Origin of the sequence: Kitasatospora cathayae (assembly GCF_027627435.1) — a bacterium.
Lineage (GTDB): Bacteria > Actinomycetota > Actinomycetes > Streptomycetales > Streptomycetaceae > Kitasatospora > Kitasatospora cathayae.
On sequence record NZ_CP115450.1, the window covers coordinates 1,401,424 to 1,416,596 of the forward strand.

Annotated in this window: 13 protein-coding genes and 1 pseudogene; 10 read left to right on the top strand and 4 right to left on the bottom strand. The window is 72.7% G+C overall.

Features of this window, described 5'->3' with window-relative positions:
- The first annotated feature begins 33 nt into the window (after nucleotides 1-33).
- Together O1G21_RS06555 and O1G21_RS06560 are read left to right on the top strand one after the other, a co-directional pair.
- On the top strand, nucleotides 34-405 hold the full coding sequence (locus tag O1G21_RS06555; RefSeq protein ID WP_270141573.1) for a YciI family protein: 372 nt from the start codon (nucleotides 34-36) through the stop codon (nucleotides 403-405).
- The gene (locus O1G21_RS06560; protein WP_270141575.1) at nucleotides 402-1,619 is read left to right on the top strand and encodes an RNA polymerase sigma factor; all 1,218 of its coding nucleotides are present in this window, start codon (nucleotides 402-404) and stop codon (nucleotides 1,617-1,619) included. Before O1G21_RS06555 ends, O1G21_RS06560 begins: the two co-directional genes overlap by 4 nt.
- 54 nt (nucleotides 1,620-1,673) lie before the next feature.
- On the opposite strand, the gene O1G21_RS06565 is transcribed toward O1G21_RS06560, so the two are convergent.
- On the bottom strand, nucleotides 1,674-2,645 hold the full coding sequence (locus tag O1G21_RS06565; protein WP_270141577.1) for an NAD-dependent epimerase/dehydratase family protein: 972 nt from the start codon (nucleotides 2,643-2,645) through the stop codon (nucleotides 1,674-1,676).
- A 236-nt stretch (nucleotides 2,646-2,881) separates the two neighbouring features.
- Between O1G21_RS06565 and O1G21_RS06570 the strand changes: the two genes are divergently transcribed.
- The 3 genes from O1G21_RS06570 to O1G21_RS06580 all read left to right on the top strand — a co-directional run bounded on the left by O1G21_RS06570 (nucleotide 2,882) and on the right by O1G21_RS06580 (nucleotide 5,421).
- Nucleotides 2,882-3,892 carry a cytochrome c oxidase assembly protein gene (locus tag O1G21_RS06570; protein WP_270141579.1) on the top strand — a complete coding sequence of 337 codons (1,011 nt, stop codon included), beginning with the start codon at nucleotides 2,882-2,884 and terminating at the stop codon, nucleotides 3,890-3,892.
- Between the two features lie 137 nt (nucleotides 3,893-4,029).
- Nucleotides 4,030-4,668, top strand: coding sequence for a YdcF family protein (locus O1G21_RS06575; protein ID WP_270141581.1), 639 nt, complete (start codon nucleotides 4,030-4,032; stop codon nucleotides 4,666-4,668).
- A gap of 69 nt (nucleotides 4,669-4,737) precedes the next feature.
- On the top strand, nucleotides 4,738-5,421 hold the full coding sequence (locus O1G21_RS06580) for a hypothetical protein (protein ID WP_270141583.1): 684 nt from the start codon (nucleotides 4,738-4,740) through the stop codon (nucleotides 5,419-5,421).
- A gap of 69 nt (nucleotides 5,422-5,490) precedes the next feature.
- Here O1G21_RS06580 and O1G21_RS06585 read toward each other — a convergent pair whose 3' ends face one another.
- Nucleotides 5,491-7,710: an NADP-dependent isocitrate dehydrogenase gene (locus O1G21_RS06585; RefSeq protein WP_270141585.1), complete on the bottom strand. Its 2,220-nt coding sequence runs from the start codon at nucleotides 7,708-7,710 to the stop codon at nucleotides 5,491-5,493.
- Between the two features lie 402 nt (nucleotides 7,711-8,112).
- On the opposite strand from O1G21_RS06585, the gene O1G21_RS06590 reads away from it, so the two are divergent.
- Both O1G21_RS06590 and O1G21_RS06595 read left to right on the top strand, forming a co-directional pair.
- Nucleotides 8,113-8,418: an SAV_915 family protein gene (locus O1G21_RS06590; RefSeq protein WP_270141587.1), complete on the top strand. Its 306-nt coding sequence runs from the start codon at nucleotides 8,113-8,115 to the stop codon at nucleotides 8,416-8,418.
- A complete protein-coding gene (locus O1G21_RS06595; RefSeq protein WP_270141589.1) occupies nucleotides 8,415-8,732 on the top strand; it encodes a hypothetical protein in 318 nt (105 codons plus the stop codon). The genes O1G21_RS06590 and O1G21_RS06595 overlap by 4 nt, the downstream gene beginning before the upstream one ends.
- Before the next feature lie 58 nt (nucleotides 8,733-8,790).
- Here the strand turns inward: O1G21_RS06595 and O1G21_RS06600 are convergent, their stop codons facing one another.
- The gene (locus O1G21_RS06600; RefSeq protein WP_270141591.1) at nucleotides 8,791-9,042 is read right to left on the bottom strand and encodes a hypothetical protein; all 252 of its coding nucleotides are present in this window, start codon (nucleotides 9,040-9,042) and stop codon (nucleotides 8,791-8,793) included.
- 230 nt (nucleotides 9,043-9,272) lie between these two features.
- The gene (locus O1G21_RS06605; RefSeq protein ID WP_270141593.1) at nucleotides 9,273-10,136 is read right to left on the bottom strand and encodes a DMT family transporter; all 864 of its coding nucleotides are present in this window, start codon (nucleotides 10,134-10,136) and stop codon (nucleotides 9,273-9,275) included.
- Nucleotides 10,137-10,401: 265 nt separating this feature from the next.
- On the opposite strand from O1G21_RS06605, the pseudogene O1G21_RS06610 reads away from it, so the two are divergent.
- The 3 genes and pseudogenes from O1G21_RS06610 to O1G21_RS06620 all read left to right on the top strand — a co-directional run.
- Nucleotides 10,402-11,059, top strand: a pseudogene (locus O1G21_RS06610) (pyridoxal-phosphate dependent enzyme); the annotation flags it as partial.
- 812 nt (nucleotides 11,060-11,871) lie between these two features.
- Nucleotides 11,872-12,468, top strand: coding sequence for a hypothetical protein (locus O1G21_RS06615; RefSeq protein WP_270141595.1), 597 nt, complete (start codon nucleotides 11,872-11,874; stop codon nucleotides 12,466-12,468).
- A gap of 1,007 nt (nucleotides 12,469-13,475) precedes the next feature.
- Entirely contained in the window at nucleotides 13,476-15,134 is a 1,659-nt protein-coding gene (locus tag O1G21_RS06620) for an APC family permease (protein WP_270141597.1), read from the top strand.
- Nucleotides 15,135-15,173: the final 39 nt, after the last annotated feature.

Sequence of the window (15,173 nt, forward strand, 5' to 3'; positions counted from 1 at the left end):
CGACCGGGGCCCGCCCACGACGAGGAGTACACGATGAAGTTCCTGATCAGCCTGCACATCAACCCGGCCGTGCTGGACGCGCTGACCGACGAGGAGAAGGCGGCGATCGGCGCCGGGCACGGGAGGTTCATCGAGGAGCTGAAGTCCTCCGGCGAACTGATCGTCACCCAGGCGCTGGTCGACCCGTCCCAGGCCGCCGTGGTCAGGGTGCGCGACGGTCAGCCGGCGGTGACCGACGGCCCGTTCCTGGAGGCCAAGGAGTTCCTCGGCGGCTTCTACCTGGTCGACGTCGAGGACAAGGAACGGGCGATCGAGCTCGCCGCGCGGATCCCGGACGCCGCGATCGACGGGCTGGGCGTCGAGGTGCGCCAGGTGATGTTCTCCGACGGACACTTGGAGGCATGACAGCACCGCACTTCGAGGACCTGCTGCGTGACCTCACGCCGCAGGTCCTCGGCACCTTGGTACGACGGTACGGCCGGTTCGAGGGCTGCGAGGACGCCGTGCAGGAGGCCGTCCTCGCCGCGAGCGTGCAGTGGCCCGAGGAGGGCGTGCCGGACAACCCGCGCGGCTGGCTGGTGACGGTCGCCGGACGGCGGCTGGTGGACCAGATCCGCAGCGACCACGCCCGCCGCGAGCGCGAGAACGCGACCACGGCCGCCGAGGTGCCGCCGGAGGAGGTGCCGGACACCGACGACACCCTGCTCCTGCTCTTCCTGTGCTGCCACCCGGCGCTCACCGCCGCCTCCCAGACCGCGCTCACCCTGCGCGCGGTCGGCGGCCTGACCACCGCCGAGATCGCCCGCGCCTTCCTGGTGCCGGAGGCCACCATGGCGGCCCGGATCAGCCGGGCCAAGCAGCGGATCCGGGCGGCCGGCAGCTCCTTCGCCCTCCCCGAGGGCGCCGAGCGCGAGGAGCGGCTGCGGGTCGTACTGCACGTGCTCTACCTCATCTTCAACGAGGGCTACACCGCCTCCTCGGGCAGCGAACTGCACCGCGCCGACCTCGCGCGGGAGGCGATCCGGCTGACCAGGATGGTGCACGCCCAGCTGCCGGAGGACGGCGAGGTGACCGGGCTGCTCGCCCTGATGCTGCTCACCCACGCCCGCCGGGCGGCCCGCACGACGGCGGCCGGCGACCTGGTGCCGCTGGCCGAGCAGGACCGCACCGCCTGGGAGCGCGCGCTGCTCGACGAGGGCACCGCGCTGGCCAAGGCCGCCCTGGCCGCGCCCGAGCTGGGCCCGTACCAGCTCCAGGCCGCCATCGCCGCCACCCACGCCGACGCCGCCACCGCCCGGGAGACCGACTGGGCGCAGGTGCACGCCCTCTACCTGATCCTGGAGCGGATCGCCCCCAACCCGATGGTCACCCTCAACCACGCCGTCGCCCTCGCCGAACTGAACGGCCCGCAGGCCGGGCTCGCTCTGCTCGCCACCCTGGACGGGGACCAGCGGATGGCCGGCCACCACCGGCTGCTCTCCGTCCGGGCGCACCTGCTGGAGCGGGCCGGCGACCGGGCTGGGGCGTACGACCACTACCGGCGCGCGGCGAAGGCCACCGCGAGCCTGGCGGAGCAGCGGTTCCTGGAGGCGCGGGCCCGCCGACTACAGGCGCAGTAACTACAGGCGTCGTAACTACAGGCGTCGCAACTACGGACGTAGTCGAACACCCGCTCAACCAAGCCCGAGCGCCGCCCGGTACCACGGCGCCGCTCCGGCCAGGCGGGCCAGCGGGCCCGGGCCGGGCGGGCAGGTGGCCAGGCGCCAGACGTCGTCGCTGCGGTACCAGTGGTCGCGGGCGATCATGCTCAACTGGCGCTCGGAGACCCTCCCCCGCGTCTCCGCGAGCAGCCGGCAGCACTCCTCCCAGGACAGCGCCGGGCCGTCCAGGGCGGGCAGCAGGCCGAGCCCGGCCAGGGCGGCGAGCAGCTCGCCACTGCGAACCGGCTCCGGGTGGGCGGCGTGGTGGACGCCCACCACCGGGGCCGGCGCGTCCAGCGCGAGCGCGGTGATCAGCCGGGCCAGGTCCGTCCGGTCCACCAGGGAGAGCCGGACGTCGCCGCCCGCCCAGCGGCCCGGCACCCGCCGGGCCAGCTCGGCCAGGGCGGGCACCACCCAGCGGTCGCCCGTCCCGGTGACCAGCGCGGGGCGCAGCACCACGGCACCGGCCGCCAGGGCACGGCCCTCGCCGAGCAGTCTGGTGCGGCTGGCCGCGGACACCGGCGCGGTCGGCACCTCGTCGACGTCGACGCCCGCGTGCGGGCCCTCCCCGTACACCGCCGTGGTCGACAGGTGGACGATCCGGCGGATCCCGGCCCGGGTGGCCGCCGCCATCACCGCCGCCGTGCCCCGGTCGTTCACCGCCGCGCACTCCTCGGCGCCGCCGCTGACCCGGGAAGCGAGGTGGAGCAGCACCCCGGCGCCCGTACAGAGCTCCGTGAGCGCCGCCCGATCGGCGAGGTCGCCGCGCACCCAGACGGTGTGCCCGTCCCCGGTGTGCCCGCCCCCTGCGGGCTCCCCGCGCACCAGCGCCCGCACCGGGACGCCGCGCGCCGCGAGGGCCGCCCGTACGGCCGAGCCGATGAAGCCGGTCGCCCCGGTGAGTGCGACCACGACCCCTGCCCCGGGCCGCTGCGACGCCGCCATGGCTGACTCCTCCCTGCCGACCGGCCGGTCAGTCTAGCCACGACCTCGCACCCCGCCGGAGCCACCCGCACGGAGCCCGTACGGAGCCCGTACGGAGCCCGTACGGAGGGGGCGGCGGTATGGCCGAGGTAAGGCCCACCTAGGCTGTATGCCAAGCAAAACGGGCGAACCGGACCCCCAGCGGGGACCACGAGGACGGAAAGCGGGACCCGCCGATGGGCGACGGAATGTCAGGAATGCACCACCACGGCGGGATGACCCGACTAGGCCCGTTCACCCTCTCCCACGCCTGGACCTGGTCCCCGGACTGGGTGTTCCTGCTCGGCGGCCTGGTCGCGCTGGCGCTGTACCTGGTCGGCGTGGTCCGGCTGTACCGGCGCGGCGACCGCTGGCCGGTCGGCCGGGTCATCGGCTGGGTCGCGGGCGTCGCCAGCTTGCTGCTGGTCACCTGCAGCGGGCTGAACGACTACGGCATGGTGCTGTTCAGCGCGCACATGATCCAGCACATGGTGCTGTCCATGCTGACGCCGATCCTGCTGCTGCTCGGCGCCCCGATCACCCTCTCGCTGCGCGCCCTGCGCCCGGCCGGCAAGGGACGGCCGCGCGGGCCGCGCGAGTTGCTGGTGGCGCTGCTGCACAGCCGGTACGTCCGGGTGGTCTCGCACCCGGCCTTCACCATCCCGCTGTTCATCGCGAGCCTGTACGGGGTCTACTTCACCCCGGTGTTCGACCTCCTGATGCAGTACCGGCTCGGGCACATCTTCATGATGGTCCACTTCCTCATGACCGGTCTGGCCTTCTTCTGGCCGATCATGGGCGTGGACCCGGGCCCGCACCGCCCCGGACACGTGATGCGGATCATCGAGCTGTTCATGGGGATGCCGTTCCACGCCTTCTTCGGCGTGGCGGTGATGATGGCCAGCCACCCGCTGGTCTCCACCTTCACCGTCCAGGCCGCACCGCCCGGGACGGACCTGTTGGAGGACCAGAAGCTGGCCGGCGGCATCACCTGGGCGTTCGGCGAGATCCCGACCGCGATCGTGCTGATCGCGCTGGTCTACCAGTGGATGGGCTCCGAGCAGCGGAAGGCCCGTCGCGCAGACCGCGCCGAGGAGCGCAGCGGCGACGCCGAGCTGGAGGCGTACAACGCCTACCTGGCCTCGCTGCACACCCGCGGCGGGCGCCCGGCCGCGGGCGGTCCGGCGGCCCCCGCCGCCCCGGTCACCCCGGCGGCCGACGCCAGCTGAGCCCCGCCGGCCGGAGCGCCCCGGTGCCTCCCTGCCCACCCGGGAGCCCACGTCCTCCCCGAGGAGGACGTGGGCTCCGTCGTACCGGGTCCCGCCGTGCTTCGGAACGGTGGTTCCACCGGGCGCGTTCGACGGATATGCGCGCCCTGTTCCCGCTCGCCGTCCTGCTCGGCGGATACGTCCTGCTCTGGCTGCTCGGCTTCCTCGGCTGCGCGCTGCGCCAGCGCCGCCGGCCGGTCCCGCTCGGCGCCGACTACCTGGTGGTCCTGGGCGCCGCGCTGGACGGCTGCGAGCCCGCGCCGGCCCTGGCGGCCCGGCTGGACGCCGCGCTGGAACGTTTCGCCCTGGAGGAGGCCGCCGGACACGCCCCGCTGCTGCTGGTGACCGGCGGCAAGGGCCCGCACGAGGACTGCACCGAGGCCGGCGCGATGGCCCGCTACCTGCTCGCCCGAGGCGTCCCGGCCGAGCGGATCCGCCGCGAGGATCGGGCCGTGAACACCGCCGAGAACCTGCGCTTCAGCGCCGCCCTGATGGCCGCCGAGCGCCCCGGCTACCGCTGCACCGTCGTCACCAGCGGCTTCCACACCGTCCGCTCCGCCCTGGCCGCCCGCCGGGCCGGCGCCCCCGGCCGGGTGCTCGGCGCGGACGGGCCGCTCGCGCACGGCCCGTACCAGCTGCTGCGCGAGGCGGTCGGCACGGCGCTCGCGCTGCCGCGCGCCAACGGCGCCGCGCTCCTGCTGCTGACCGGCACCGGAGTGGTGCTGGGACTGGCCTGAACGGGCCATGAGATCTTGCCACCCGGTCCGTCAGTATGAGGACGGAAACCGAGCGCGCAGGGGGCGGGCATGGCAGAACCGGAGAACGGGTGGAGCCCGCTCCAACGGATCGGCGCCGCGGTCAGCGTGTCGGCCTTCGTGACGGCGGCGGTGGTGGCCGGCCTGGCCGCCCGGGACTGGACGCTGGACGACCCGGCCTGGCTCGGCGCGCGCCCCTGGGTGGTCGGGCCGGCGCTGATGGTGGGCCTGCTCGGCCTGGTCCCGGCGCTGGGCTGGGCCGAGGCGGGCACAGGACTCACGCTGTTCCTGTTCTTCGCGGTGCCCGCCGTCCTCTGCACCGCGCTGACCACCCAGGACGTCCTGGACGTCCGGCAGTGGCTGCGCACCGACCAGTCGGTGACCGTCACCCTCAGCGGCTGCCACCGCTCGGGCACCCGGACGAACGTGATCGGCGACTACCAGGACACCAACGACGTCTACGACTGCACGTACTCCTGGACGGCCGGGGGCCGGAACTGGGAGCAGGTCCGCACGACCGAGAAGAACCACCGCGACGGCTACCGGACGGACATGTGGACGGACCCGTCGACCGGTGAGCTCGCCGACCACAGCATCGTCAGCACGGCCTGGGGGATCTTCTGGACCGGCGTCGTCGCTCTGCCTTCGCTGTTCTTCGGCCCGGGCCTGGTCTTCGCACTGTACGAATCCCGGCTACTCCGCCGGCCCGCCCGGGAAGTCCGCGACGCGGCCTGACACGCGGAGAGGCCCCCGGGGCCGCCGCAGCGGACCCGGGGGCCTCCCCTTGGTTCAACCCGCCTGGTGTCAGGCCAGGTTGGCGAGCGCCTCGTTGAAGGTCTTCGACGGGCGCATCACGGCCGCGGCCTTGGCCGGGTCCGGCTGGTAGTAGCCGCCGAGGTCGACGGCCGAGCCCTGGACGGCGATCAGCTCGTCCACGATGGCCTTCTCCTGCTCGGTCAGCGCCTTGGCGAGGCCGTCGAAGGCCTGGGCCAGCTCGGCGTCGGCGGTCTGCTTGGCCAGCTCCTGGGCCCAGTACATGGCCAGGTAGAAGTGGCTGCCGCGGTTGTCGATGCCGCCGAGGCGGCGGCTCGGCGACTTGTCCTCGTTGAGGAAGGTGCCGGTGGCGCGGTCCAGGGTGTCGGCCAGCACCTGGGCGCGGGCGTTGCCGGTGCTGGTGGCCAGGTGCTCGAAGCTGGCGGCCAGCGCGAAGAACTCGCCCAGGCTGTCCCAGCGCAGGTAGTTCTCCTTGACCAGCTGCTGGACGTGCTTCGGGGCGGAGCCACCGGCGCCGGTCTCGAACAGGCCGCCGCCCGCCATCAGCGGGACGACCGACAGCATCTTGGCGCTGGTGCCCAGCTCCAGGATCGGGAACAGGTCGGTCAGGTAGTCACGCAGCACGTTGCCGGTCACCGAGATGGTGTTCTCGCCGCGGCGGATGCGCTCCAGCGAGAACTTGGTGGCCTCGACCGGGGACTTGATCTCGATCCGCAGGCCGGTGGTGTCGTGCTGCGGGAGGTAGGTCTTGACCTTCTCGATCAGCACGGCGTCGTGGGCGCGGTTCTCGTCCAGCCAGAACACCGCCGGGTCGCCGGTGGCGCGGGCGCGGGTGACGGCCAGCTTGACCCAGTCCTGGATCGGGGCGTCCTTGGTCTGGCAGGCGCGGAAGATGTCGCCCGGCTGGACGGCCTGCTCCAGCACCACGTTGCCCTCGGTGTCGACCAGGCGGACGGTGCCGGCGGCCTCGATCTCGAAGGTCTTGTCGTGGGAGCCGTACTCCTCGGCGGCCTGGGCCATCAGGCCGACGTTCGGGACCGAGCCGATGGTGGCCGGGTCCAGGGCGCCGTTGGCGCGGCAGTCGTCGATGACGGCCTGGTACACGCCGGCGTAGCTGTGGTCCGGCAGCACGGCGAGGGTGTCGGCCTCCTGGCCGTCCGGACCCCACATGTGGCCGGAGGTGCGGATCATGGCCGGCATCGAGGCGTCGACGATGACGTCGCTCGGCACGTGCAGGTTGGTGATGCCCTTGTCCGAGTCGACCATGGCCAGGGCCGGGCCCTCGGCCAGCTCGGCGTCGAAGGAGGCCTTGATCTCGGCGCCGTTCGGCAGCTTGTCGAGGCCGGCCAGGATGCCGCCGAGGCCGTTGTTCGGGTTCAGACCGGCGGCGGCCAGCGCCTCGCCGTACGCGGCGAAGGTCTTCGGGAAGAAGGCGCGGACCACGTGGCCGAAGATGATCGGGTCGGAGACCTTCATCATGGTGGCCTTGAGGTGCACCGAGAACAGCACGCCCTCGGCCTTGGCGCGGGCGACCTGGGCGGCCAGGAACCGGTTCAGGGCGTCGGCGCGCATCACCGAGGCGTCGACGACCTCGCCGGCCAGCACCGGGACCTTCTCGCGCAGCACGGTGGTGGTGCCGTCCTGGGCGACCAGCTCGATGCGCAGGGCGCCGTCGGCGGCGATCACGGCGGACTTCTCGGTGCTCGCGAAGTCGTTCTCGCCCATGGTGGCGACGTTGGTCTTGGACTCGGCGGTCCAGGCACCCATGCGGTGCGGGTGGGTCTTGGCGTAGTTCTTGACCGACAGCGGGGCGCGGCGGTCCGAGTTGCCCTCACGCAGGACCGGGTTGACCGCGCTGCCCTTGACCTTGTCGTAGCGGGCGCGGACGTCCTTGTCCTCGTCGGTCCGCGGGTCGTCCGGGTAGTCCGGCAGGGCGTAGCCCTGGGCCTGCAGCTCGGCGATGGCGGCCTTCAGCTGCGGCACGGAGGCCGAGATGTTCGGCAGCTTGATGATGTTGGCGCTCGGGGTCTTGGCGAGCTCGCCCAGCTCGGCCAGGGCGTCACCGATCCGCTGGGCCTCGGTCAGACGCTCCGGGAAGCTGGCGATGATCCGCCCGGCCAGGGAGATGTCACGGGTCTCCACCCGCACGCCCGCCGTCGAGGCGTACGCCTGGACCACCGGCAGGAACGAGTAGGTCGCCAGGGCCGGAGCCTCGTCGGTGTGCGTATAGATGATGGTCGAGTCAGTCATCGGTACTCCGCTTCACGTCTCCAACGTCTTGACGTCAAGATATCTCGTCCCGGGCCCCTCGCTCCACCTGCCCCCGCCCCGGAGCGTGCGCCGGTCCCGTCCGGGGGCGCGGCGAGGGCCGTCTCCACCGTGGTCCGGAGCCGACCGGGCGGCAAGCGGAGCGCTCCCGGCGCTTCCGGATCAGGTGGCGGTCGGCCGGTGTTCCGGAACCGGTCGGGCGGAGTTCGGGCGGCCGGGGAATCCGCCTAGTCCAATCGAGTGAGTCGGGTGTCAGGAGTGCGTCAACGCACCATCCCATTCGGTCAACGGTGCGTCAGGACCGCTGTCGTACGCGCCGACCCGGCCTAGCGTCGGAACAGAGCAGTTCCGGCAGCCACCACCACCCCACTCGGGAGCATCCGCATGGCCCGCGTCGTCTGGCACGTCCCGGTCACCACCACCGCCACCGGAAGCACCACCGCCCTCCGCCTCTTCCGCACGCGCGACGGCCGCCGGTGCGCGGTCGGGTTCTCCAGCCCCGAAGACCTCGCCGCGCTCCTCGGACCGGACCAGGTCCACACCGAACTCGGCGAGCCCGCCCTGCGCGCCCTCACCACCCCGCTCGGCATCGACGCCCTGGTGCTCGACCCGCGCCTGGTCGCCCCGCCCGTCCCCACCCCCGCCGCCGGACCCACCCCGGCCCCGACCGCACAACTCCAGCACCGGTGACCGCCCCGCTGCACCTCGTCCCGGACGCCCCGGGACACCCCGAAGGGACCCGGGCCCTGCACGCCATCGCCCGGATCAGCCACGGACCGGTCCCGCTCGACTTCGACCGCCTGGCGGCGGAGTTCCCGGCCGTACGGAGCGGCCTCGCCCTCGCCGGCGACGCCGACCTGGAACTCCGCCTCGCCTGCACCGGCCCGGAGGAACTGCGGGCCGTCGCCGCCGCCCTGCACCGGGCGGGCGCCACCAGGGTCCGCATCGACCTGGTGCTGCGGGCCCTCACCCCGGCACCGGTGACCCTGCGGCCGGTGCCGTGACCCGGTGCCCGGGCCGGGCGTCGGGGCTCAGGCGTCGCGGGCCGGGCCTCGCCGTACCTCACTCGAATCCGGGGCGCGGGTCCGGATTGATCGCCTGACCGTCGATCTCCGCACCCCAGGCGTCCTCGCCACTGGCGTCGACGCAGTAGCCGCTGCCCTCGACGTGCCCGCCCGCGGCACGGCAGGTCTCGGCGGTGACGTCGCGCCGGCCGCTCGCCGCCGCGGAGGCGGCCGGGGTCACGGCACCGGCGGCGAGGAGGACGGCGGTCGCGGTCGTGACGGCCACCCGGGCCGCGCGTGAGGTCTTCATGCGGCCCACGACAGCACGACGACCTTCCCCCGGCGACCACGACTCGCCCGCCCGGAGGCACCAAATCCAGGCCGGGGCCCCGCCCGACGCCCGCGCCCCGCGATCCCGGCGCGCAGCGCCCCCGCCTCGGCGCCGGGAAGCCGGAAGCCTGGAACCCGGGGCCCGACGCCGCAGGCCCGAACGCCCCGGAGCCGGGGCACGCCGCGTCGGCGTGCCCAGGCTCCGGCGCGTCACGCCCGGGTCAGGGCCGCGATCGCCGCCAGCAGCAGCGCAGAGCCGGCCGCCAGGCCGGCGGTGAAGGGTTCGCCGAGGAAGAGCACGCCGATCACCGCCGCCGTGGCCGGCTCCAACAGCACCAGTACGGAGGCGGTGGTGCCCGGTACGGCCGTCAGCCCGCTGAAGTACCACCGGTAGGCGAGCAGCGTCGGCACCGTCCCGAGGAACAGCACCGCTCCGCCGGTCAGCGCCGGCTGTCCGGCGGTGGGCAGCACGCCCTGGAGGGCCGCGAACGGCAGCAGGCAGAGCAGCCCGGTCATGAAGGCGCCAGTGCTCGCCCGGGCCGTACCGCCGCCCCGGGCCCACAGGGTCAGCCCGCTCTGGCCGACGCCCGCGAGCACCGCGAGGGCGACGCCCAGTGCCGGGCGCGGTCCGGCGGCCGGGGCCGCGACGAGCAGGGCGAGCCCTCCGAGGGCGAGCACGACGGCGGCCACCGCCCGCCCGGTGAGACGTTCGCCGAGCAGCAGGTGGGCGCCGAGGCTGGTGAGCACCGGCCCGGCGCCGATGGTGATCAGGGTGCCCAGCCCCAGGCCCGCGTAGTGCACGGAGGCGAAGTAGGCGCACTGGCTGACGGCCAGCCCGAGGCCGGTGAGCACGGCGGCGCCGCGCATCCCGCCGGAACCGGCCGGGGCCCCGGAGGGCAGCAGCGCCAGACAGAGCGCCGCGACGCCGAAGCGCCAGCAGGAGACGGCCACCGGGCCGAGCCCGCTGGTGCGCATCAGCAGTGCGGCCACGGCTCCGCCCACCCCCCAGGCGACGGCGGCGGCGGAAATGGACAGCAGGCCGTGCCGGAAGGGCACGGCGGTGTACGAGGTCATGCGTCGGTACTCCACGATGGTTCGCCGGTTCAGGTCCGCGGGGTACGCGGGCGGCAGCCATCACCCCGGCGGCGGGCATCCCCGCTCGGCCGGGTTCGTCGGAGTTCGCCGCCCGCTAGCGGACCGGCGGCGGGAGGATCACGAAACGCACGGGGCCCAGGCTACGCCCGCCCGTCGGTGCTCTTTCCGGGCCGCCCAGGCCGGCTGCGGTCGAGCGGGCCGGCTGCGGTCGAGCGGGAACACCCCCGGGCGAGGAGCACGCGCGATGAACCAGCTGACGCACGACGAGGTAAGGGCCGCCGGGCAGCGGATCGCCGGGCGAGTGCAGCCGGTCACGGTGGCGCCGGGTGACGACGGCGGACGGAACTGGCTGGCGCTGGAGTTCCTGCAGCACACCGGCAGCTTCAAGGCCTGCGGCGTGCAGGACTTCCTGCTCGCCCACACCGAGGCGGGCGCCCTCCCGCAGGCCGGCGTCACCATCGCCTCGGGCGACGACGCCGGCCTGGCCTGCGCCTGGGCGGCACGCGAACTCGGCTTCCGGGCAAGGGTGTTCCTGCCGGAGACGGCCTCACCGGTGAAGCTGGCGCGGCTGCGCTCGTACGGTGCGAGGTACGGCCGGTCGGCCGGGAGCACGCGGACGCGCTGGCGGCGTGCGAGGAGTTCGCGGCGGACAGCGGGGCGCTGGCTTCGCATGCGCATGACCACCCGCTGATCGCGGCCGGGGCAGGGACGGTCCTGGAGGAGATCCGCGCCCGGGCGCCCGGGCTGGACACGGTGGTGGCGTCGGGGGCGGCGGCGGGCTGTTCGCCGGGGTCGCGGTCGCGGCCCGCGAGCACGGCGTGCGCGTGGTGGCGGTGGAGCCGGAGGGCAGCCGGTCCCTCAACGCGGCACTGGCGGCGGGCCGCCCGGTGGACGTCCCGGTCCGCCGGGGTCGCGAGCATGAAGCGCTCGACAACGGCAACATCGGCGGCCCGTCACCGTCGAGATCGACGCCACGCCGCCGACTCCGACCGTCCCGTGCCGGTGGACGCCACCGGTCCGGACGGCACCACCCGCAGTGGCCACCCCGCGTCGGCCGCCGATTCCGACGCCGGCGGCACTCCCGACGATCGCCGACGACCCGTCTGACGGTCGACCAGCGGGCTCAGCCGATCGCCGACGCCCGTCGGATCCAGACGGCCCCCCAACCACCACTCCCAGCCGCCGAAGTGCTGAACTCGCCCATTCCGCACCGCATTTGATGAAGATTGAGCAAAGAGCTCCCACCCTCAGACCACTCGGGGTGCGGGAGCTTTTTCATGACGGGCACAAGGAAAAAGATCATCAGAGTTCTCACTCGACGCCCCCCCTCATCGGCGCGGAGCCCGACAGACACGCCGCGACCACACGACCCCAAACCAGAGGCCTCGGCGCGGGCGGCAAGCCGGCAATTTGGCACCCCGTCATTCCGGTCCAGAGGTGCTGGCACGCCAGAGAGCGCCAAAAGGGTGAGCAGGAGTCAGTCGCCACCCAAAAGACCCAATCCACGCCGTCAACTCGCTCTTGAATCAGGCGATTTGAGAAATCTGATAGCCGACCACATCAACCCCCGAAAACGGGGTCAGAGCACCCCGGGTCCCCCATTTGGCCCCCGTCATCAACCATTCGGCACGGGTTGATATGACAGTCCTTCAATCGGCCAGTACGTTCATATCTGTCGGCACCAAGCCGATCCAGTCGAGACAGGAGAAGTTCCATGAACAAGATGACCACCGCCATTGTCCTCGCGGCAACGGCTGGCGTGGCCGTCACCGGCATCACCTACGCGTCGGCCGCGTCCGAGCCGGTCGTGAAGGCGGCGCCGGTCGTCCAGAAGGCGGCCCCGGCGGCCGCTCCGGCGGGCGCCCAGGCGCCGCTCGACGGCGGCGCGAAGGGCAACGAGGGCAAGGGCAACGAGGGCCGCGAGGAGCGCCGCGAGCACCGCGAGCACCGGGAGCACCGCGAGCACCGGGGCATCATCCACGTCAACGAGCGGTCGTACTCCGCGGATGACTTCGGCTGCATCACCGTGGTCAGCGGCCTCGGTGCCAAGTCGCTGAACATCCGCAACGACAGCTGGCGCGAGGTCGAGGTCTTCAGCGGCGCGGTCTGCGACAACGGCGCCCCCATCGCCACCGTCGGGCCCCACAGCTCCAGCGACGGCGTTCACCCGAAGCGCGTGCACGAGGGCGTCGAGGTCGACGACGGCGTCGTGGGCAGCTTCCGCGTCGTCCACCGCTTCCACGGCGGCGAGGGCTTCGGCGAGGGCCGTGGCGAGGGCCACGGCGAGGGCCACGGCGAGGGCCGGAACTGAGACCGACCGGAACTTCCGGAACTCAGGCCGACCGGGACTTCCGGAGCTGAGACCGACCGGGACTTCCGGAACTGATCCAACGGAATGACTGGAGCCCCGGCCCGCCGAAATCGGGCCGGGGCACCAACACAGCTATTGTCCTACAGGTCCACGCGTCCTGCACGCGGGTGATGTCGGCCTGGGTGGCGCATAGCGGCCAGCCGGTGGTCCAGCTTCGAGGGCGACGAACGGCCCAACGCCGACGCCCGGCGGATCCGGGCGGTCCTCGACTGCCACTCACCGCCGCCGCACGGCCGACTTCGCTGCACGCACGGCTCGTCTGGTGAAGATGGTGAACAGGTCCCGCGCTCCGATCGATTGGAGCGCGGGACCTCTTCATGGCGCCGACATTGACGTTGAGTCACACGAGTTCCACCTCCCGCATGCCCGCACACGGCACCCCCGGGCACGCCGGTCCGTCGGCCGACGCCCCAGCCGCACGGCAGCCGCCGCACTGCGCCGCCCCGATCCGGTTCACCGAGCGGGACGTCCGGCCCGGCAGGACGTCGAAGCCCTCGTGCGCGGGCATCGCGAGCAGCCGGTGGATCCGGCCGACGGACCGGATGGCGGCGCGTGGGGTCGTCGACGGCCGGCGACGAGAACCGACCGAACGGGGCACATGGGGGCGGGCGGGACGGGCCGGGCGGGACGGGGCGGGGCGGGCGGGACGGGCCGGGCGGGACGGGCCGACCGCATCACTATGCGGCGATCACCATTCCCATGAAACGACGTGGCGACCAAGAATGCACCCTCGCGAGCCCATGCTCAATTCCAGCTCAAATGCTGAACCTACTGGCGAGTCACGTAACACGCTCATGAACAGACGGCCCCCTACCTGCACGGATAATCGGCAAAGAAAGTAAACATTCAGTAATGAAATCTGTGCAGAGGTCTCTGAATAGCCCTACTGTGTGGCAACTCTCCGCGCTCCGATACCCCCGGAGCCCCCACACACAGAGAGATCGCCCATGGCTTCCCTCAACCAGATCTCGCCGCCCGGCCAGAGCTCCGGCACCGCCGGCACCGCCCACCGGTCGCTCAAGCGCCACGTCGGACTCGTCGGCCTCATGTGGGCCTCGGTCGGCTCGATCATCGGCTCCGGCTGGCTCTTCGGCGCGAAGAGCGCCGTCACCGCCGCCGGGCCGGCAGCCGTCATCTCCTGGGGCATCGGCGCCGTCGCGATCGTGCTGCTCGCGCTCGTGCACGCCGAGCTCGGCGGGCTCTTCCCGGTCTCCGGCGGCACCGCACGCTATCCGCACTACGCCTTCGGCGGCCTGGCCGGCATGTCCTTCGGCTGGTTCTCCTGGCTCCAGGCCGCCACCGTGGCACCGATCGAGGTCGAGGCCATGATCGGCTACGCCAAGGACGCACCCTGGGCCAGCGGACTGCAGAACGCCAACGGCACCCTCACCACCAGCGGATTCGTCGTCGCGACCGCACTGATGGCGGTATTCGTCGCGGTCAATTTCCTCGGCGTGAAGGCCCTCGCCCGGACCAACAGCGTCGCCACCTGGCTGAAGATCTTCGTTCCTCTGTTCACGATCTTCGTGCTGGCGATCACCAGCTTCCACGGCTCCAACTTCACCTCGCACGGCTTCGCCCCGTTCGGCGCCAAGGGCGTGCTGACCGCGATCAGCACCAGCGGCATCATCTTCGCGCTGCTGGGCTTCGAGCAGGCCATCCAGATCGCCGGTGAGAGCCGCAACCCCAAGCGCGACATCCCCCGCGCGGTGCTCGGTTCGGTCGCCATCGGCACCCTGATCTACACCCTGCTGCAGGTCGTCTTCATCGGCGCGCTGCCGGTCAGCGCCTTCGCCAACGGCTGGGCGAAGCTCGACTTCCCCGGCATCGACGGCCCCTTCGCCGGTCTGGCCACCCTGGTCGGCCTCGGCTGGCTGTCCTACGTGCTCAAGGTCGACGCGGTGATCTCCCCCGGCGGCACCGGCCTGATCTACACCACCTCCACCTCGCGCATCTCCTACGGCCTGAGCCGCAACGGCTACGCGCCGCAGAAGTTCGAGCAGCTGGACAAGAACGGCGTGCCGTGGTTCGGCCTGATCATCGCCTTCGTGACCGGCGTGATCTGCTTCCTGCCCTTCCCCAGCTGGCAGCAGCTGGTCAGCTTCATCACCTCCGCCAGCGTGCTGATGTACGCCGGCGCCCCGCTGGCCTTCGGCGCCCTGCGCCGCCGGCTGCCGGACCGCGAGCGCTCCTACCGGCTCCCGCTGGGCGGCGTGATCTCCCCGGCCGCCTTCGTGGTCTCCAGCCTGATCATCTACTGGGCCGGCTGGGAGACCCTGTACCGCCTCGGCATCGCCATCGTGCTCGGCTACGCCCTGCTCGGCGGCTACGCGGCGTACGCGATCAAGAAGCGCCTGCCGAACGCGCCGCGGCTCAACTGGAAGTCCGCCCAGTGGCTGCCGGTCTACCTGCTGGGCCTCGGCCTGATCTCCTGGCAGGGCGGCTTCGGCAACGGCACCGGCCTGATCCCGATGTGGTACGACATGGCGCTCGTCGCGGCGTTCTCGCTGGGCATCTACTACTGGGCGATCCAGGTCGCCCTGCCGGCCGAGGAGATCGAGCGCGAGGTCGCCGACGTCGAGGTGGTCGACGCGGGCGGCCACTGATCACCTGATCACCGACACCTGACGGGACGGGCCCGCCGG